This window comes from Aeromonas sp. QDB68 (assembly GCF_027707405.1).
In the GTDB taxonomy this organism is placed as follows: Bacteria; Pseudomonadota; Gammaproteobacteria; order Enterobacterales; family Aeromonadaceae; genus Aeromonas; species Aeromonas caviae.
Window position 1 is genome coordinate 23,022 of the sequence record NZ_JAPCIQ010000032.1, and the last position, 17,826, is coordinate 40,847.

The 17,826-nt window shown below is 58.5% G+C and carries 20 protein-coding genes, 1 tRNA gene and 1 riboswitch; of the genes, 17 read left to right on the forward strand and 4 right to left on the reverse strand.

Annotation, left to right across the window (positions count from 1 at the left end; translation table 11 throughout):
- The first annotated feature begins 33 nt into the window (after positions 1-33).
- A complete protein-coding gene (locus PG892_RS11605) occupies positions 34-936 on the forward strand; it encodes a LysR family transcriptional regulator (protein WP_010675004.1) in 903 nt (300 codons plus the stop codon).
- A gap of 66 nt (positions 937-1,002) precedes the next feature.
- Here the strand turns inward: PG892_RS11605 and ribA are convergent, their stop codons facing one another.
- Positions 1,003-1,596: a GTP cyclohydrolase II gene (ribA, locus tag PG892_RS11610; RefSeq protein WP_010675003.1), complete on the reverse strand. Its 594-nt coding sequence runs from the start codon at positions 1,594-1,596 to the stop codon at positions 1,003-1,005.
- A 263-nt stretch (positions 1,597-1,859) separates the two neighbouring features.
- Between ribA and cmk the strand changes: the two genes are divergently transcribed.
- The 6 genes from cmk (at position 1,860) to pyrF (ending at position 7,130) form a co-directional block, all read left to right on the forward strand.
- Positions 1,860-2,552 carry a (d)CMP kinase gene (gene cmk / locus PG892_RS11615; RefSeq protein ID WP_041215039.1) on the forward strand — a complete coding sequence of 231 codons (693 nt, stop codon included), beginning with the start codon at positions 1,860-1,862 and terminating at the stop codon, positions 2,550-2,552.
- Positions 2,553-2,645: 93 nt separating this feature from the next.
- Positions 2,646-4,316, forward strand: coding sequence for a 30S ribosomal protein S1 (gene rpsA / locus PG892_RS11620; RefSeq protein WP_010675001.1), 1,671 nt, complete (start codon positions 2,646-2,648; stop codon positions 4,314-4,316).
- A gap of 92 nt (positions 4,317-4,408) precedes the next feature.
- Positions 4,409-4,693 carry an integration host factor subunit beta gene (gene ihfB, locus PG892_RS11625; RefSeq protein ID WP_005299934.1) on the forward strand — a complete coding sequence of 95 codons (285 nt, stop codon included), beginning with the start codon at positions 4,409-4,411 and terminating at the stop codon, positions 4,691-4,693.
- A gap of 156 nt (positions 4,694-4,849) precedes the next feature.
- On the forward strand, positions 4,850-5,134 hold the full coding sequence (locus PG892_RS11630) for a LapA family protein (protein ID WP_010675000.1): 285 nt from the start codon (positions 4,850-4,852) through the stop codon (positions 5,132-5,134).
- A gap of 9 nt (positions 5,135-5,143) precedes the next feature.
- Positions 5,144-6,310, forward strand: a complete 1,167-nt coding sequence (gene lapB, locus PG892_RS11635; RefSeq protein WP_270825420.1) for a lipopolysaccharide assembly protein LapB — start codon at positions 5,144-5,146, stop codon at positions 6,308-6,310.
- Positions 6,311-6,431: 121 nt separating this feature from the next.
- A complete protein-coding gene (gene pyrF / locus PG892_RS11640; RefSeq protein WP_223915152.1) occupies positions 6,432-7,130 on the forward strand; it encodes an orotidine-5'-phosphate decarboxylase in 699 nt (232 codons plus the stop codon).
- An 86-nt stretch (positions 7,131-7,216) separates the two neighbouring features.
- Here pyrF and rrtA read toward each other — a convergent pair whose 3' ends face one another.
- Complete coding sequence (rrtA, locus tag PG892_RS11645; protein ID WP_223915160.1) at positions 7,217-7,795, reverse strand: rhombosortase; 579 nt, start codon at positions 7,793-7,795, stop codon at positions 7,217-7,219.
- On the opposite strand from rrtA, the gene PG892_RS11650 reads away from it, so the two are divergent.
- The 5 genes from PG892_RS11650 (at position 7,761) to PG892_RS11670 (ending at position 10,669) form a co-directional block, all read left to right on the forward strand.
- Positions 7,761-8,414 carry a tRNA-uridine aminocarboxypropyltransferase gene (locus PG892_RS11650; protein ID WP_223915162.1) on the forward strand — a complete coding sequence of 218 codons (654 nt, stop codon included), beginning with the start codon at positions 7,761-7,763 and terminating at the stop codon, positions 8,412-8,414. The genes rrtA and PG892_RS11650 overlap by 35 nt on opposite strands.
- 22 nt (positions 8,415-8,436) lie before the next feature.
- Positions 8,437-9,144 carry a 7-cyano-7-deazaguanine synthase QueC gene (queC, locus tag PG892_RS11655; RefSeq protein WP_223915163.1) on the forward strand — a complete coding sequence of 236 codons (708 nt, stop codon included), beginning with the start codon at positions 8,437-8,439 and terminating at the stop codon, positions 9,142-9,144.
- A gap of 61 nt (positions 9,145-9,205) precedes the next feature.
- Entirely contained in the window at positions 9,206-9,877 is a 672-nt protein-coding gene (gene queE, locus PG892_RS11660; protein WP_223915164.1) for a 7-carboxy-7-deazaguanine synthase QueE, read from the forward strand.
- 1 nt (position 9,878) lies between these two features.
- The gene (locus PG892_RS11665) at positions 9,879-10,109 is read left to right on the forward strand and encodes a DUF3820 family protein (RefSeq protein WP_039038687.1); all 231 of its coding nucleotides are present in this window, start codon (positions 9,879-9,881) and stop codon (positions 10,107-10,109) included.
- Entirely contained in the window at positions 10,106-10,669 is a 564-nt protein-coding gene (locus tag PG892_RS11670; RefSeq protein WP_041211547.1) for a cob(I)yrinic acid a,c-diamide adenosyltransferase, read from the forward strand. Before PG892_RS11665 ends, PG892_RS11670 begins: the two co-directional genes overlap by 4 nt.
- A 79-nt stretch (positions 10,670-10,748) precedes the next feature.
- Here the strand turns inward: PG892_RS11670 and PG892_RS11675 are convergent, their stop codons facing one another.
- Positions 10,749-11,147, reverse strand: coding sequence for an H-NS family histone-like protein (locus PG892_RS11675; RefSeq protein WP_041215041.1), 399 nt, complete (start codon positions 11,145-11,147; stop codon positions 10,749-10,751).
- Between the two features lie 317 nt (positions 11,148-11,464).
- Positions 11,465-11,636: riboswitch (Lysine riboswitch) on the forward strand.
- A gap of 87 nt (positions 11,637-11,723) precedes the next feature.
- On the opposite strand from PG892_RS11675, the gene PG892_RS11680 reads away from it, so the two are divergent.
- Together PG892_RS11680 and PG892_RS11685 are read left to right on the forward strand one after the other, a co-directional pair.
- A complete protein-coding gene (locus PG892_RS11680) occupies positions 11,724-13,304 on the forward strand; it encodes a Na+/H+ antiporter NhaC family protein (RefSeq protein WP_223917356.1) in 1,581 nt (526 codons plus the stop codon).
- A gap of 85 nt (positions 13,305-13,389) precedes the next feature.
- Positions 13,390-13,971 (forward strand): thymidine kinase, encoded by a 582-nt coding sequence (locus PG892_RS11685; RefSeq protein ID WP_010674989.1) that lies wholly within the window; start codon positions 13,390-13,392, stop codon positions 13,969-13,971.
- Between the two features lie 70 nt (positions 13,972-14,041).
- Here PG892_RS11685 and PG892_RS11690 read toward each other — a convergent pair whose 3' ends face one another.
- Positions 14,042-15,379, reverse strand: a complete 1,338-nt coding sequence (locus tag PG892_RS11690) for a flavohemoglobin expression-modulating QEGLA motif protein (RefSeq protein WP_114522776.1) — start codon at positions 15,377-15,379, stop codon at positions 14,042-14,044.
- Positions 15,380-15,534: 155 nt separating this feature from the next.
- On the opposite strand from PG892_RS11690, the gene PG892_RS11695 reads away from it, so the two are divergent.
- From PG892_RS11695 to PG892_RS11705, 3 genes are all read left to right on the forward strand, one after another.
- Positions 15,535-15,990: a YbjN domain-containing protein gene (locus PG892_RS11695; protein WP_160839247.1), complete on the forward strand. Its 456-nt coding sequence runs from the start codon at positions 15,535-15,537 to the stop codon at positions 15,988-15,990.
- A gap of 248 nt (positions 15,991-16,238) precedes the next feature.
- A tRNA-Ser gene (locus PG892_RS11700) sits at positions 16,239-16,326 on the forward strand.
- Between the two features lie 83 nt (positions 16,327-16,409).
- A complete protein-coding gene (locus tag PG892_RS11705) occupies positions 16,410-17,483 on the forward strand; it encodes a phage integrase SAM-like domain-containing protein (protein WP_270825422.1) in 1,074 nt (357 codons plus the stop codon).
- The last annotated feature ends 343 nt before the right edge of the window (positions 17,484-17,826 follow it).

Genomic DNA, 17,826 nt, shown 5'->3' on the forward strand with positions numbered 1-17,826 from the left:
ATTTAAGTTATTACTCTGATAAATGAAATTGATATGGATCTGAAACAGCTCGGATACCTGCTGGCGGTGCGCGATGCCGGCTCCTTCACCAGGGCGGCCCAGGGGCTGAACGTGGCCCAGCCTGCTGTCAGCATGGCCATCGCCAAGCTGGAGCAGCAGCTCGATCTGCGGCTGTTTGACCGACAGGATCGCAGCGTGCGTCTCACCCCGGAGGGAGAGGTCCTCTGTCGCCACGCCGAACGGCTGCTGCGCCAGATGCACCAGGCCGAGGCCGAGATGGCCGAGCTCAAGGGGCTGGAGCGGGGGGAGGTGCGCATCGGCATCCCCTACATGATGGGATCCTATTACTTCCCGCCAATCCTGATGGCATTCAAGCATCGCTACCCCGGTTTGAAGATCCGGGTGGAGGAGGCGGGCACCCGGGAGCTGCTCAGCCGCATGGTGGATGGCAGTCTGGATCTCGCCATCCTCATCACCAGCGATCTGCCACCGGCCCTTGAGGGGGCGCAACTGCTGCGGGAAGAGATGCTGATGGTGGTGGGGGAGGAGCACCCCCTGCGCGGCGCTGAGTCGGTCTCGTTGCCACAGTTCTTCGGCCAGGAGCTCGCCATGTTCCGGCGAGGCTTCTACCACAGGGAACACATGGAGGTGTTGGCGCAGGGGCTGGGGGTAGAGCCTGACATCGCGTTCGAAAGCAATCTCATCCCGCTGCTCAAGGCGGTGGTGCGTCAGGGATTCGCCGTGACCACCTTCCTGCGCATGGCGCTGGAAGAGGAGCCGGCCCTCACCGGCATCCCTTTTTCCCCCCCCATCTTCCTGGATCTCTGCGTAGCCTGGCGACGGGGGGATCCGCTCTCCATGGCGAACCGGGCATTGCGGGATTTTTTGCTAGCACAAGGGGATGTTTCTCACCATTGCGCTACAGATACTCAATGATTGAGTGGTATCACCAATAAAAACGCCTCCAATCTGGAGGCGTATGCTGACAAGGTGGATGCAACCTTACTTCTTGAACAGGTGATCCAGCTTGTTTGCCTTGGTGGAGAGATAAAACTCGTTGTGGGGATTGCGACCTTCCTGAAGGGGCACGCGCTCCGCCACCGGGATGCCAAAGGATTCCATCGCCTTCAACTTGCGCGGGTTGTTGGTCATCAGGCGCAGGGACTTGACCTCGAGCGCCTTGAGCATGTCGGCACAGATGGTGTAGTCGCGCATGTCGGCGGCAAAGCCAAGCGCCACGTTGGCTTCCACGGTATCGGCCCCCTGATCCTGCAGATGATAGGCCCGGATCTTGTTGAGCAAGCCGATGCCTCGCCCTTCCTGACGGACATACAGCAGGACGCCGCGGCCCGCCTTGGCGATGTTTTCCAGCGCGGCCTGCAATTGGAAGCCGCAGTCACAACGCAGACTGAACAGGGCATCCCCGGTTAGACACTCGGAATGAATGCGTCCCAGCACGGGTTCGCCGTCTGCGATATCGCCCATCACCAGCGCGGCATGATCCTTGCCCGTGCCGGTTTCCTGAAAACCAACCAGCGTGAAAGTGCCCCAGGGGGTCGGCAACTTGGATTTGGCCACGAGGGTAACGCTGCTCATATGGTTGCTCCTGACTACAGCTGCTTGAAAAAGGGCGGCTAGTGTAGCGCGCCTTGTGCATAACAACCATAAGAACAAAACCTTGCGCGAGGAGGGGGTTAGCAGATTGGTCATAATAGGCGCAATCGCGACGACTTTTGCGCAATTGTGTGCCCTGACAACTGCCAGCGTCGATGCATTCGGGTATAATCGGCGCCCATTATCCCATCCCGATCAGGGATGCGGGCAACCAGTCAAGATGCCGAGTGCGCAGGAGAAACGTTATGGCTCAGATGGCCCCCGTGATGACTATTGATGGCCCAAGTGGCGCAGGAAAAGGCACCTTGTGCCAGTTGCTGGCTGAAAAACTGGGCTGGCACCTGCTCGATTCCGGTGCCATCTACCGGGTGCTCTCCCTGGCAGCCCTGCATCACGATGTGGAGCTCGATTCCGAAGCAGCATTGGTTCCCCTGGCCGCCAATCTGGATGTGCAATTCCAGGTAGAAGGGGAGCTGGTCAAGGTGATCCTCGAAGGGGAGGATGTTTCCCGCACCATTCGTACTGAAGAAGTGGGCAACGCGGCCAGCAAAATCGCGGCGTTTCCCCGGGTACGTGAAGCCCTGCTGCGCCGTCAGCGTGCATTCCGCCAAGCCCCCGGTCTCATCGCCGACGGTCGCGACATGGGTACAGTAGTTTTCCCCGAGGCGGATGTGAAGATTTTTCTCGACGCCAGCGCCGAGGAGCGGGCCCAGCGCCGCTATAAGCAGTTGCAAGATAAGGGCTTTGATGTTAACTTTGAGCGTCTTTTAACCGAGATTCGGGAACGTGACGATCGCGACAGAAATCGCGCCGTCGCTCCTCTGAAACCCGCGGAAGATGCTCTTGTTGTAGACTCAACGTCCATGACCATAGATGAAGTGCTGGCAACGGTGCTTGCCTATGCAGAGCAACAACTTGGTGATGTCAGCGCAAACTGATGTCAGTCGTCTGCACCAAGGATGGCGCAGATAATTTAAAACAACCCCGCTTGTGCCGGATTGCAAGTGGATGTTTCATTTGTGACATAAACAATGATCGAATCTTTTGCTCAACTCTTTGAAGAGTCCCTGAACGCCGTTGAAACCCGTCAAGGTTCCATCGTCAAGGGCACTGTCGTTGCTATCGAGAACGGTTTCGTACTGGTTGATGCCGGTCTGAAATCCGAGTCTGCTATCCCGGCTGAAGAATTCAAGAACGCCATGGGCGAGCTGGAAATCAACGTAGGTGACTCCGTTGACGTGGCTCTGGACTCTATCGAAGATGGTTTCGGCGAAACCAAGCTGTCCCGCGAAAAAGCCAAGCGCCACGAAGCCTGGCTGCAGCTTGAAAAAGCTTACGAAGAGCAAGCTACCGTTATCGGTATCATCAACGGCAAGGTCAAGGGTGGTTTCACCGTTGAACTGAATGGCATCCGTGCCTTCCTGCCGGGTTCTCTGGTTGACGTGCGTCCGATCCGTGACACCGCTCACCTGGAAAACAAAGAACTCGAGTTCAAAGTCATCAAGCTGGACCAGAAGCGCAACAACGTTGTTGTTTCCCGTCGTGCCGTGATCGAGACCGAGAACACCTCCGAGCGTGAAAGCCTGCTGGCCAACCTGCAAGAAGGTCAAGAAGTTAAGGGTATCGTCAAGAACCTGACCGACTACGGTGCATTCGTAGATCTGGGCGGTGTTGACGGCCTGCTGCACATCACCGACATGGCGTGGAAGCGCGTTAAGCATCCTTCCGAAATCGTCAACGTTGGCGACGAGATCGCTGTCAAGGTTCTGAAGTTCGACCGCGAGCGTACCCGTGTATCCCTGGGCCTGAAGCAGCTGGGCGAAGATCCCTGGGTTGCTATCGCCAAGCGTTACCCGGAGACCACCCGTCTGTCTGGCCGCGTGACCAACCTGACCGACTACGGCTGCTTCGTTGAAATCGAAGAAGGCGTGGAAGGCCTGGTACACGTATCCGAGATGGATTGGACCAACAAGAACATCCACCCGTCCAAGGTTGTCAACGTTGGCGACGTGGTTGACGTGATGGTTCTGGACATCGACGAAGAGCGTCGTCGTATCTCCCTGGGTCTGAAGCAGTGCAAATCCAACCCGTGGCAGCTGTTTGCCGAAACTCACGCCAAGGGCGACCGTGTTTCCGGCAAGATCAAGTCTATCACTGACTTCGGTATCTTCATCGGTCTGGATGGCGGCATCGACGGCCTGGTTCACCTGTCTGACATCTCTTGGAACAACCAGGGCGAAGAAGCCGTGCGTGAATTCAAGAAGGGCGACGAAATCGAAGCCGTTGTTCTGCAAGTGGACCCGGAGCGTGAGCGCATCTCCCTGGGCGTCAAGCAGATCGAAGAAGACCCGTTCAATAAGTACCTGTCTGACAACAAGAAAGGTGCTATTGTGAAGGGCAAGGTTACCGAGGTTGATGCCAAGGGTGCCGTGATCGAACTGGCTGACGGCGTAGAAGGCTACCTGCGTGCCTCCGACGCTGCTCGTGACCGCGTAGAAGACGCCACTCTGGTGCTGTCTGTTGGTGACGAAGTTGAAGCCAAATTCATGGGCGTTGATCGCAAGAACCGCACCGTAAGCCTGTCTGTCCGTGCCAAGGACGAGGCTGATGAGCGTGTTGCCATCGACAGCCTGAACCAACAAGAAGAAGTTGTGTTCAGCAATGCCATGATGGAAGCGTTCAAAGCCGCCAAGGGTGAGTAATCCTTGATGCAAGAAAAGGGCGGCATTGCGCCGCCCTTTTTTATCTTGGCAAAATGATTATTGCATGTGATCGGGGAAGGAGATTTAACCTTATGACCAAATCAGATCTCATCGAACAACTGGCAGCCAGCCGCATGCATATGCCGGCCAAGGATGTCGAAGCCGCCATCAAGGAGATCCTTGAGCAGATGGCATCGACCTTGCAAAACGGCGACCGGATTGAAATCCGAGGATTTGGCAGTTTCTCGCTGCACTATCGTGCGCCCCGCGTGGGTCGCAACCCCAAGACCGGGGACAAGGTTGAACTGACCGGGAAATATGTCCCGCACTTCAAACCTGGCAAAGAGTTGCGCGAACGCGTCAACATCATCGAATAATGCAGAAAACGGCATACCTGAGTATGCCTTTTTCATTTTTATGTTTTGGAGTCTGCCCGTTGTCGGGTTTCTCACACTCTTTTCCCATTCGCGCTAGAGTCTGCCTGTGATTTTAAGGATAATCAGTCACTCATTCGCTACAGACAGGGAGCTCCCATGAAGCGTATCTTGGCCCTCATTCCACTGGTGCTGGTGTTTGTCCTGACCCTTGCCATCGGTTCTCAAAATGGTCAGCTGGTGCAGTTCAACTACCTGATTGCCCAGGGGGAGTTCTCGCTCTCCATGTTGCTGGGGTTCTTCTTCGCCGGCGGTTTTCTGCTGGGCTGGCTGGTGTTTGGTCTGCTGTTCCTGCGTCTCAAGCTGCAAAATCGCACCCTGAACCGAACCATGCGTCGTCAATCTCGCGAGTTGGAGCTTGCCCGGTCGACAACCAAGGAATAATGTCCCTCGATGCTTGAACTGCTTTTCCTGCTGTTGCCCATCGCTGCCGGTTATGGCTGGTACATGGGCCGCAGGAGTGTTCGCCAGGACACCCAGCAACAGAGTAACCAGTTTTCCCGCCAGTACGTGGCGGGCCTCAACTATTTGCTCTCTGACGAGTCGGACAAGGCGGTGGATCTCTTTATCCAGCTGCTGGAAGTCGACAGCGAAACCATCGAAACCCACCTCTCCCTCGGCAACCTGTTCCGTCAACGGGGCGAAGTCGATCGCGCCATCAAGATCCACCAGAACCTGGTCGCCCGTCAGCTGACCCGTGAGCAGCGTCAGCTTGCCTTGCAGGAGCTGGCCCGTGATTTTCTGGCTGCCGGATTGCTCGATCGGGCCGAAGCACTCTGGAAAGAGCTGTGTGATGACAGCGATTTCGAAGAGACGGCTCTGGCACAGCTCCTGATCATTCATCAGCAGTTGCGTGACTGGGACAATGCCATCGCCGTGGCGGTGCGTCTGCAGAAATTCCAGGGCAAGAAGCTGGCCGAGCCCATATCCCACTTCTATTGCGAACAGGCGGAGAGTGCCTTGCGCGATGGCGACAAGCCTGCGGGGATCGCCAAGCTCAAGCGTGCGCTCGGTGCCCACCCGGCCTGTGCCCGCGCCAGCCTGCGGCAGGCCGATCTGGCGATGGAGGAGGGCAGGTTCGAGGATGCGGCCAAGGAGCTCCTGCGGGTGTTCGAGCAGGATATCGACTTTGCCTCCGAAGCCATGCCGAAACTGCTCGAGTGCTATCGCCTGCTTGGTCGCAGCCAAGAGCTGATCCCGCTGCTTGAAAAAGCGGTAGAGGATCATGCGGGGGTCAGCGTGACCCTGGCGCTGGCCAATCTGGTGGAGGCCCGCGATGGGTTGAGTCAGGCCCGTGCGCTGGTGCTGCGCCAACTGCGTCGCCACCCCTCCATGAAGGGCTTCTATCAGCTAGTCGGTTTCCAGTTGGCCAGTGCCGAGGAGGGGCCTGCCAAGGAGAGTCTGGAGCTGCTGCAACAGCTGGTCGGCGAGCAGATCAAGATCAAGTCGACCCACAAGTGCCGTCAGTGCGGCTTTGCCACCCATTCGCTATTCTGGCAATGCCCTTCCTGCCGGCAGTGGGGCACCATCAAGCCGATCCGAGGGCTGGATGGGGAGTAAACGCCAGCGAGGCCAACACGACCGGGCGAGCACGGATACCCAAGAATTTCAGATGCCAGAGTGCAACCGGGCCCCGGCTCTGCTGCGCCTGGCTGTGGCATAACAATCCATAGGAAGTGACATGCAAGACCCCAAAGTACTGGTCGCGCTGGATTATCAGCACGAAGCCGACGCCTTTGCCTTCATTGAGCAGATCTCACCGGCCCAGTGCCGCCTCAAAGTAGGCAAGGAGATGTTTACCCTGTTTGGTCCCCAGTTCGTTCGTCAACTGGTGGCCAAGGGGTTCGACGTCTTCCTGGATCTGAAATTTCACGACATTCCCAACACCGTCGCCAAGGCGGTGGCGGCCAGTGCGGAGCTGGGCGTCTGGATGGTGAATGTCCATGCCAGCGGTGGCGAACGCATGATGCGTGCCGCCAGAGAGGCGTTGCTGCCATACGGCGACAAGGCGCCACTGCTCATCGGGGTAACCGTGCTGACCAGCATGGAGCAGTCCGACATGGTGCCCCTGGGTCTGGATGTGACGCCGGCAGAACAGGTGATCCGCCTGGCCACCCTTGCCAAGACGGCCGGGCTGGATGGTGTGGTCTGCTCCGCGGAAGAGGCGAGTGTGCTGAAGGAGCTGCTGGGAGCCGAATTCAAGCTGGTGACGCCGGGTATTCGTCCGAGCGGATCGGCTGCCGGTGATCAGCGCCGCGTCATGACGCCGCTGGCAGCGGTGGAGGTGGGTGCGGATTATCTGGTGATCGGTCGTCCCATCACCCAGTCCTCGGATCCCGCCGCCGTGCTTGGGGCTATCAATGCCGAGCTTTGCCGGTAACGGCGTCATGGGCGAATGAGCGCAGGCCGGATCCCAGATCCGGCCTGCTGCATTTTGGCCGTGGGCTGGCCTTGCCTATGGGGAGCTCAGGAGTGGACGGCCTGGGCGTCCAGACGAATGGGGAAGAGGCCGAGGAGCAGGCCGGCGAGTGCACCGATGAAGTGTGACTCGATGTGTACCCTGGCACCGATCAAGGCGGAGACAGGGCTCTCGCCGGCACTGTAAAAGTCCACACCGAGCTTGATGGCGACGCCCGCCAGCATCAGCCAGCCGGAGTGACGGCGAAAGCGGATGTCCTGCATGGCACCCCATACGAACAATCCGTGCAGCAGGCCGGAGAGTCCCATGTACCACTGGGTTTGCGGGCAGCCCCACCAGATGCCGAGTCCGACCGCCGTTCCCAGCAGCAGCAACAGCACGGGCAGGCGCCATCCCGTCAGGTACTCCTGAAACAGGCTGTAGAGCACGGCCAGACCGCTCAGGTTGAGCAGCAGGTGCCATCCATTGGTGTGTGCCAGATTGCCTGTTATGATGCGCCACCCTTCGCCCTGGGCGATCAGGTCGCGATCGAAGGCGAGCTGATGATTTGGCACGGTGAAAAAGAGCAAGGCAGTGACGAGCGAAAGCGCGATGACCCAGAGCAGACCCGATTTTCCTGACAACATGAAGCAGCCCAACGACAAAGAGAGCCGATACTGTACACGCTGTACCCGGGCCCTCAAAGCGTGCCTGTGCGATTATATTCAGCGGGTGCCGAACCTGGCTGCACTCCATATTCTGCAACACCCTGCCGAAGTAGGTCACCCCAAGGGGACGGCTGCGTTGCTGGCGGCGTCCCTGACCGATGTGCGCATCCATGTGGGAGAGGATTTTTCCGACGACGAAGGGCTCAATGCCCTGCTTGCCGACCCCGCTGTCCAGTGCTATGTGCTGTGGCCCGATGAGGAGGCCCTGACCCTGATACAGGCAAGGGAGCATCTCCTGAGAAGTGGGCGCACCGTGCGAGCCCACTTCATCCTCCTTGATGGCACCTGGCGCAAAGCCTATCGCATGTTGCACAGCTCGCCTGCACTGCTCGAGTTGCCGCGGATCACCCTCGGCGCCATTGCCGGGCAATATTCCATTCGCAAGAAGCCCTTTGAGGAGGCACTGTCCACCCTGGAGGCGGGCTACCATCTGTTGTCCCGGTGGGAAGGAGAGCCTGTGCGCTTCGCCCCGCTGATGACCCTGTTTACCCATTTGAACCGGCAGTGGCATGACTTTGCACAAGGCCGCCGCCGTTGAGTTGCCCAGAGGAGTGAAAAACATGAAAAAAGCCGTCGTGGTCTTCAGTGGCGGGCAGGACAGCACCACCTGTCTGGTGCAGGCACAGGCCCGCTATGACGAAGTGCATGCCATCACCTTCGATTACGGCCAGCGCCACCGGGCGGAGATTGACACCGCCCGCCATCTGGCGACGGCGCTCGGGATCGCCGCCCACAAGGTAATGGATGTGACCATGCTCGGGGAGCTGGCCATCTCTGCGCTGACCCGGGACGACATACCGGTGAGCTTCGAGCTTCAGGAGAACGGCCTGCCCAACACCTTCGTACCGGGACGCAACATCCTGTTCCTGACCCTGGCGGCCATCTATGCCTATCAGGTGGGCGCCGAAGCGGTGATCACCGGGGTGTGCGAGACCGACTTTTCCGGCTATCCCGATTGCCGCGACGACTTCGTCAAGGCGCTCAATCAGGCGGTCTCCCTGGGGCTGGATCGCCCCATCCGCTTCGAAACCCCCCTGATGTGGCTCGACAAGGCCGAAACCTGGGCGCTGGCGGATCATTACGGTCACCTCGATACCGTGCGTCACCAGACGCTCACTTGCTACAACGGTGTCCAGGGAGAAGGTTGCGGGGCCTGTCCGGCCTGCGAGCTGCGTCGCCGTGGCCTGGATCACTATCTGGCTGACAAGAGCGGCATCCGTGCCAGACTGTACGAGAAGAGCGGACTGGGCGAGAAAAGCGGATCCTGAGCCTGTGCCTGGCCCGGGTTTGGGGTATAATCCGCCCCTTTTGCAGCAAGTCGTGACCAAGATGCACTACCCAATCAACGAGATCTTCCAGACCATCCAGGGGGAGGGGGTATTTACCGGCCTGCCCGCCATCTTCGTTCGCCTTCAGGGCTGCCCGGTGGGCTGCCCCTGGTGCGATACCCGCCACACCTGGGTGGTGGACCCCGAGCGTGAGGTGGCCCCTGGCGAGGTGCTCGATCGTTCCAATGAGTCCGACGGCTGGAGCAAGATGAGCACGGAAGATATCCTGGCCAGCTTTACCCGGCTCGGTTACCGGGCCCGTCACGTGGTGTTGACCGGTGGTGAGCCCTGCCTCTACGACTTGCGCGAGCTCTCTTCGGCCCTGGTGGCATCGGGTTATCAGGTGCAGATCGAAACCAGCGGGACCAGCGAGGTGCTGACCCATGAGCAGACCTGGGTGACTGTTTCCCCCAAGATCGGCATGAAGGGTGGGTTGCCGGTGCTGGTCTCTGCCCTCGAGCGGGCCAACGAGATCAAGCACCCGGTGGCCACCGAGCACCATATCGAGGAGCTGGATACCCTGCTGGCCACCGCCCGGCTGCGCCCCGATGTGATAATTGCGCTGCAACCCATCAGCCAGAAAGCCAGGGCCACGGAGCTGGCCATGGCGACCTGCATCGCCCGTAACTGGCGACTCTCCATCCAGACCCATAAATACCTGAATATCGATTGATATGGATGGACTCAGTGATGAGCGCATCTTACTGACGCTGGCCAGCAAGATGCCTTACGGAAAATACAAGGGGCGGCGCATCATCGATATTCCCGAGCCCTATCTGGTATGGATGGCGCGAAGCGGTTTTCCGGCCGGTACCCTGGGCCAGTCTCTGGCACTGGCCTACGAGATAAAGCTCAATGGACTCGAGTCCATGATTATTCCCATTATTAACAGGATGTCAGAATGAGAATATATACAAGGCAAGGGGACAAGGGGCTCACGCGACTGGCCGATGGCACTTCCCTGGCCAAAGACGATAAACGTGTCGAGACCTATGGCGCCATCGACGAGCTGAATTCCCAAATAGGCTTGTTGATGGCTGAAATTCCCGCCGGGGAGACGACTCTCCTGGCCGATCTCATATTGTTGCAGCAGGAGCTGTTTGATCTGGGCGGGGAGCTGGCATTTTCCAGTGAATCGCAAACGGATACGCTGTGGCAGGTGAACGAGGCTTGGACGAACAGGCTCGAGCAACAGATCGATGCCTACAGTGCCGGGTTGCCGGTGCTGCGCAATTTTATTTTGCCGAGCGGTTCGCGGGCGGCGGCCCAGGCACATGTGGTGCGTACCCTGACCCGTCGCTGCGAGCGCCTGCTGCTTGGGTTGAGCCGCGTAGAGCGGGTGAATCCGGCCGTTTTGCCCTACCTCAACCGGCTGAGCGACTGGTTTTTCACCATCGCCCGATACCTGCTGGTATCGTCGGGTACCCCGGAGATCCTCTGGGTCAAGGCGGCTGACAGAGGCTGACCACCGCACGAAGCAGCAATAAAAAAACCTCGCCTTGCGAGGTTTTTTTATTGCTGTGGAAAGGGGTCTGATATTGCTGTCAGATGGCAAAGGCTTCCACGGATTTGCCTTCAGCAACGGCCTTGGCAATGACCGAGGGCATGCGGCCCTGACCGGTCCAGGTTTTTTCCACACCATTGTCCAGATAACGATATTTGGCGGGGCGGGGCGCACGTTTGCTGACCTTGGTATTCTCGGGAACCACGGTGTTGACCAATTCGGCGGGATCGATCCCTGCTGCCTTCAGCATTTCGGCATATTCGGCAATTTTCTTTTGATGCTCTTCACGGGCCTGGCGTTCGGCGGATTCATCTTGCCGACGTTCATCGACGATGGCGGAGAGCTTTTCCAAGCCTTCTTCCAGTTGTTCCAGCGTCAAATCGCGGCAAGCTGCACGCAGGCTACGGATATTCAACAGCACTTTCAGAAATTCGTTCATATTGGCTACCACGCGAGCAAAATATTAAGGGAAGAACTGGTTTTTCGATAATTTATAGGGGTGTTTGGCACCAAGTCAAGCCTGCCAAAATAATTAATTAGGCTGATAAATTAAGTCTCGAAATAGATATGAAGGATATTTTTATCCGTTTGACGGGACAACATCTTCGAATGGGCTCGTGTCAGATGAAAATATCGCCATCGGAGTTTTTGGTGAACCATTTGACTACCTTTGCAGGTATGGGGGCCACAGAAACCTTGAAATTTAATCAAAAAACTTGCTATCACCCGGTGGCTCGATAAAATGTGCCGCGAATACCTTTAAGTAGAGGCGCGCTGCCTATGAGTAACCGAGCGGAGGGTGATGCCTGCGATGCTCGATGAAAGGAGTCGGCGCCGAAGTGACCAGGCCATCATACCGGGTTGCTGGTTCTGCATCTAATAGGTGCAGGACTGCCATAGTCATCCACTATGGAGCGCTACCTGAAGGGGCTGAGGAGTATACCCTCCCCATGGGTTTTGTTTCTTTGATCCTCTCGGTAGATCTCCACCTGTTGTCTTTAGGTGCAAAGAGATCATGGACATCGTTCATTACGCCGACTCCGGTTGGTCCGTCGTTCCCCCCCTGCTGGCCGTTGCGCTGGCGATCATCACCCGCCGCGTCCTGGTGTCGCTGGGGGTGGGCATAGTCGCAGGCAGCCTGCTGCTCAACCAGTTCTCTCCCCTTGCGTCCCTGCATTACATGCTCGATACCGTGCTCAGGATCTTCTGGGTCGACGGTGCGCTCAATCGTGACAACGTCAACATGATCCTCTTCATGCTGCTGCTGGGCGGCCTCATCAGCCTGATGAGCGTCTCCGGTGCGACCCGGGCGTTTGCCGAGTGGGCGGAGCGCCGCGCCAAGACCCGCAAGGGTGCCAAGTCCCTGACCGGTCTGATGGTGTTCGCCTTCTTCATCGACGACTTCTTCCACAGCCTGTCGGTGGGGGCCATCTGCCGTCCGGTGACCGATCGCTTCCAGATCTCCCGCGCCAAGCTGGCCTATCTGCTGGACTCCACCGCCGCGCCGGTCTGCGTGCTGATGCCGATCTCCTCCTGGGGGGCCTACATCATCGCCCTCGTCGGCGGCATCATGGCGGCTCATGGTCTGACCGACCAGAGCCCCATCTCCGCCTTCGTCGAAATGATCCCCATGAACCTCTATGCGGTGTTCACCCTGATCATGGTGCTGGTGGTGATCGCCTTCCAGCTCGATATCGGCCCCATGCGCCAGCATGAGCAGTGGGCACTGGAGGGCAAGCTGTGGGACGAGTCCAAGGGGCGCCCCATCGGGCTCGACATGGAGAGCCCGGAGGAGAGCAATGGCGGCATGATTGACATGGTGCTGCCCATCCTGACCCTGACCCTGGCCACCGTCTATTTCATGATTGACTCCGGGGCTGCGGTGCTGGCCGACAAGGGGCTGCCGTTCAGCGTGCTCGGCTCCTTCGAAAACACCAATGTCGGCTCCTCCCTGGTCTATGGTGCCCTGTGCAGCCTGGTGGTCTCCATCGGTCTGGCCATGCGCCTCAAGCTCGGGGCAAGCAACTGGATGAAGGCGGCTCCGCAGGGGATCATGGCCATGCTGCCCGCCATCAACATCCTGCTGTTCGCCTGGACCATCGGCGCCGTGGTGCGCGATGTGGAGACCGGTAAATACCTGGCCTCTCTGGCCAATGGCAATCTGCCGGTGGAAGTGCTGCCCGCCGTGGTCTTCGTGCTCTCCTGTGCCATGGCGTTTGCCACCGGCACCAGCTGGGGTACCTTCGGCATCATGCTGCCGCTGGCCGGCGACATGGCGGCCGCCAGCGACATCAGTCTGATGCTGCCCATGCTGGCCGCCGTACTGGCAGGGTCCGTGTTCGGGGATCACAGCTCCCCCATCTCCAGCACCAGCATCCTGTCTGCTACCGGGGCCGGTTGCCATCACATCGATCACGTGATGACCCAGCTGCCCTATGCCCTGGCCATCGCCTTTGGCGCTGCGCTCGGCTACCTGGTGATGGGGCTGATGCACTCCGCGCTAGCCGGTTTCACCGTGAGCGGGCTCTGGTTCCTGATCTTCTCCGGTTACCATGTGCGCAAAGCCCGGGCGTATAGCGCCGTGGCAGTCGCATAAGAGAACAAGGGGCCTGCGGGCCCCTTGGTTTTGGCAGGGGCTTTGGTTAGCATGCGCCCCATCACTCCCGTTTCGGAACCCCATCATGGCTTCACTGCACTACAAATTTGCCACCATGAACTCAGGCAAATCGACCCAGCTCATCCAGGCCCACTTCAACTATCTGGAGCGTGGCATGTATCCGCTGGCCATGACGCCCGCCATCGACGATCGCTTCGGTGCCGGCGTCATCAGTGCCAGGGTCGGTCTTGAGCTGAAAGTGGAGGTGTTCAGCGACAGCTGCGATCTGTTCGAGATGGTCAAGGCGCGCCACGCAAAGCGGCACATCGATGTCTTCATCGTTGACGAGGCGCAGTTCCTGACCCGTGAGCAGGTTTACCAGCTCGCCCGCATCGTCGACGAGCAGGACATTCCGGTGATTGCCTATGGTCTCAAGACCGATTTTCGCGGCGAACTGTTTCCCGGCTCCTACCACCTGCTCTGTCTGGCGGACAAGTTCGAGGAGCTAAAAAGCATCTGCTGGTGCGGCAACAAGGCCCACATGAACTCGCGGGTCAACGAGGCGGGGCAGGTGATGCGCGACGGTGAGCAGGTGGAGATCGGCGGCAACGATCGCTATGTGTCGCTCTGCCGCAAGCATTATCTGGAAGGACGGGCCTTCAAGTAACCCGTGGCTGGCTCGTGCAGCCTGGACACCAAAGAGGGCGCCCATCTGGCGCCCTCTTTGTCTATGGGAGTCAGTCGATCTCGATGTCCACAGGGGCGATGATGGGGTCGGCCGCCGGGAGGCGGTGGAAGAGCTGGCGAAAATGCTGCTGTACCCGGCCTATGTCCACCAGGGACATGCCGGAGGCGAAGCCGAACCAGACATAGAGCCCGGTGAGGTCGCGAAACATGGGAGGGAGGTAGCGAGGGGCGTCGATGAGCCCCTCCAGATAGTGCTGATAGAGCACGGGGATGTCGTCCAGGGTCACCTTGCCGACGAACAGCATGGGCAGGATCTCCGGCACCCCCTCCAGCACGGCGCTGCGAATGAAGTTCACCGTCTCCACATAGCCCTTCACATAGGAGAGATCCTTGGTAAAGCAGGCGCCCCCTTCGACCATGCCTCCGCGAAACACCCGCTGGGTGATCTTGTAGGCGTCGTGCTCGCTGGCCCCCTTGGCCACGAAGTGGCGGAACACCTCGATGAAATCGGCGCCACGCTCCGCCATGTCGATGGCCATGACCCGATCCGAGATGCGCTTGGCCCTGTCCGGGAAGGAGCTGAACGTGAGGGTCTCGATGAGTACTGCCAGCCCCTCCTGACAGGCGGTGATGCGGGGCGAGCCGGCGCCGAGCCAGGTGGCGTAAGATTGCTGGCGGCCGTTGAGGGTGGTGCCGACGTGAACCCAGCCTTCGTGTACCTCCAGCACCTGCAGATCGAGCTCCGAGAAACGGGCGTGGGAGTTGAGCTTGATGTAATCCCCCCCGGCGGCGGCATCGGAGACAATGCCATCGCTGAGCTTGACCTGGACTGTGCCGTCGCTGAAGTAGCTCGACAGCTTGCCCTGCAACCTCGCCACCGCGACTTCCCCCTCGAACTCCTTGGGGTAGGGACGCACCAGGTGGCGGGCGCCGGGCAGGGAGAAGATGTCGCACAATCTGGCCCCCAGCTCCTTCAGGGTCTTGCGATCCCCGCGCAGGTGATCGCTTGCCGAGCCGTAGAGCCGCTGGCTGTAGCGCTGGAAGTCAGGCTGCCCGCGCTGGCGCAGCATCTCGATGACCACCATGTACTGATCCACCGTCTCTTGCAGGATCCGGCCGAGATCGTCCTGAGGGCCGAGGCGCCGGCGGATCCTGTCCCTCAACTCCTTGAGCTCAAGGTACTTGTTGCGGGGATCGAACCCCAGGGGGAGGGATTCATAGAAGTGCCTGTCGATGGCGGGCAGTGCCTTGCCGCCACTTGCCAGAAAGTCGCTCTGCAGGTGACGGGGCCATTTGATGGCATCCAGGATGCGGATGGGTTTTTGCAGGGCGAGCAGTTCATCCGAGAGGGATTTGAGGTGCAGGCGATACTTTTCTTGGATGGTCATCGGGCTCTTTGGAGGCGAGTGCGCTACGAGAATGGCTGAGTATAGGCACAGGGCCTGTCAAAAAGAAGCGAGACGACGGGGATCCGGCCTGTGTGCTTTTGGTTGTCTGAAAATTGGTTTAGACTGCGCCCCTTGATCTCTACCGTGTCGTGAAAATGATGAATATCCCCAGCTCTGAAATGATAATGCGTTGGTTGCAACAGGCCCGGATCGAGCACTATGTGTGCGATCAGTGTCATGGCATCCACATGGTCTCCCTGCAGTCCGTTGAGGGCATCCAGGAGAGCCGGATCTTCGTGGAAGAGGAAGGGCTGCTGTTCTCATCCGAGCTGGAAGTGCGCCCCTCATCGCTGCTGCCCCTGGTGGCCGAACTGGGTCGTCTCAACATGCAATATCCGTCCCTCAAGGTGTTCCTCGACATCATCGATGACAACCTGCCACGCCTCGTCGTGGGTCACACCGTCTTTACCAAGGCGGGTCTCACCGTCGAGCAGTTCCTGCTGTTCGTTGAAAGCACCACGGCAGCCACCCATGAAGTGGTTTCCGAATGTGAACGCCTTGGCTTCCTCAATCTGCCGGAAATCCAGGTCGCACCGGAATCCGTTCACTGACCTCAGCACCTGAACTGTGCGTTTAATGTGCGAACGGTTCGCTGCGGCTAAAAAGCCGTTGACGGCGGCGGGGCTTTCCCCTAAATTACGCCCCGTTCCAGCGCAACGGCGCAGCGGACACTGTGTTGGCTGAACACGTTAAACCACAGACAAAAATTTGGTGCGGTATCCGAGAGGCTGCCCACCGACGAAGTCGGCAAGATGCACGCGCAGCGGGCTCCGAAAGCCACTTCAAGCAGTAAAAATTTGGTGAGGTGTCCGAGTGGCTGAAGGAGCACGCCTGGAAAGTGTGTATACGGCAACGTATCGAGGGTTCGAATCCCTCCCTCACCGCCAAATATAACCCGTTGAATTTCAACGGGTTTTTTCATTTCTAGACTTGCGTGATTTTTTTCCTGGATCAACTGGGTGGAACAATCATGTATCTGAGTAAAAATGCCTCCGGCACCTACTACACTCGTCTCCCGCTGCCTAAGTCACTACGTGACCGTGGCTTGCCCTTCGCTATCCGTACTTCCCTTTGCACCAAAGATAGGCAGCTCGCCGTAGACCGCAACCTGGCAGTGGCAGCTCGTACTCGCGCACTTATCGCGGCTACTCCTGCCGATACTGCCCCCCGCAGTTTCTATCGCTGGATCCGCGCCGATCTAGACGCGTTCAAAGCAGCGGGGTTCATCCCTCCTCAAACACCTTCCACACCTCGTGAACCTTCTGTTGATGCCTCAGCTTGCCCCAGCAGTGGGATCATGCTCACCCACGCATTGGCGAGATTCATCGAGACTAAAACCAGTGAGGGGATCCAGCATAGGTCGGTGGGCCAGCTCCAACTTCGGATCAACGCCTTCGTCACCTGGGCCAAAGGCGTCAAAATTGATGAGGTGACGCCCGCACTGGCACAGGAGTATCGCAACATCTTGCTGCGCAAGACCAACCTCAGTTTCAAAACCAAAGGGGATTACCTCGCCGCCCTGAAACAGTTCTTCCGTTGGTGCGTGGCGCTGGACTATTGCAGCCGTAACCCTTTTGATGGGTTGACGGCAGGCAAGAAGCCGCACAAACGGGCGGATGAGGAGCGAGTGCGCTGGCATCGCCCTCAACTGGCTCAGCTGTTTGCCAGCCTGCGCAGCAAACAATCCCAGAAAGGCAAAAAATTGAGAGTTCAAGACTGGTGGGTGCCCCTGCTGTGCCTGTATGCCGGGCTGCGACCCTCCGAGGCTTGCCAGCTCAAAACGCAAAATATCAAACAGGTCGAGGGGATTTGGTGTTTGGTGGTCGATGCGGGAGAAGCGGATCAGCAGCTCAAAACCGTCAATGCGTACCGTACCGTGCCACTGCACAGTGCGTTGATCGGACATCAATTCCTAGACTATGTGGAGAGTCGTCGCAGTCAAGGGAAGGTATTTTTGTTCGATGACCATCAGGCAAAGACGACGATTGGGCGCATAACATCACCTGTCGCTTCCAACGCCACCTCAATGATGCTGGCATCGTAGGTCAGGGCCGCCCCACCATTTACGGGATGAGACACACGTTTATCGATGAGCTGCAACAGGCGGACGTTGCTGAGCATATTGTGGCTGAGTTGGCGGGACATAGTAAAACAGGGATCACTTTTGGCCGCTATGGTAAACGGGTAAGCGTCTCTCTTTTGAAAGAAAAGATAGAGTTGATTCCCAGAGACTTAGTATAAGTGTCAATCCAGTACCGTCTGGTGAACTTTTGCTGTAGTGCTCATAGACGTATAAGCCCCAACTCAATGCCTGTCTCTTGATCAGATCTTGATCCCCTGCGCCATCAGATCCTTGGCGGCAAGAAAACCCTCCATTTTACTTTGCA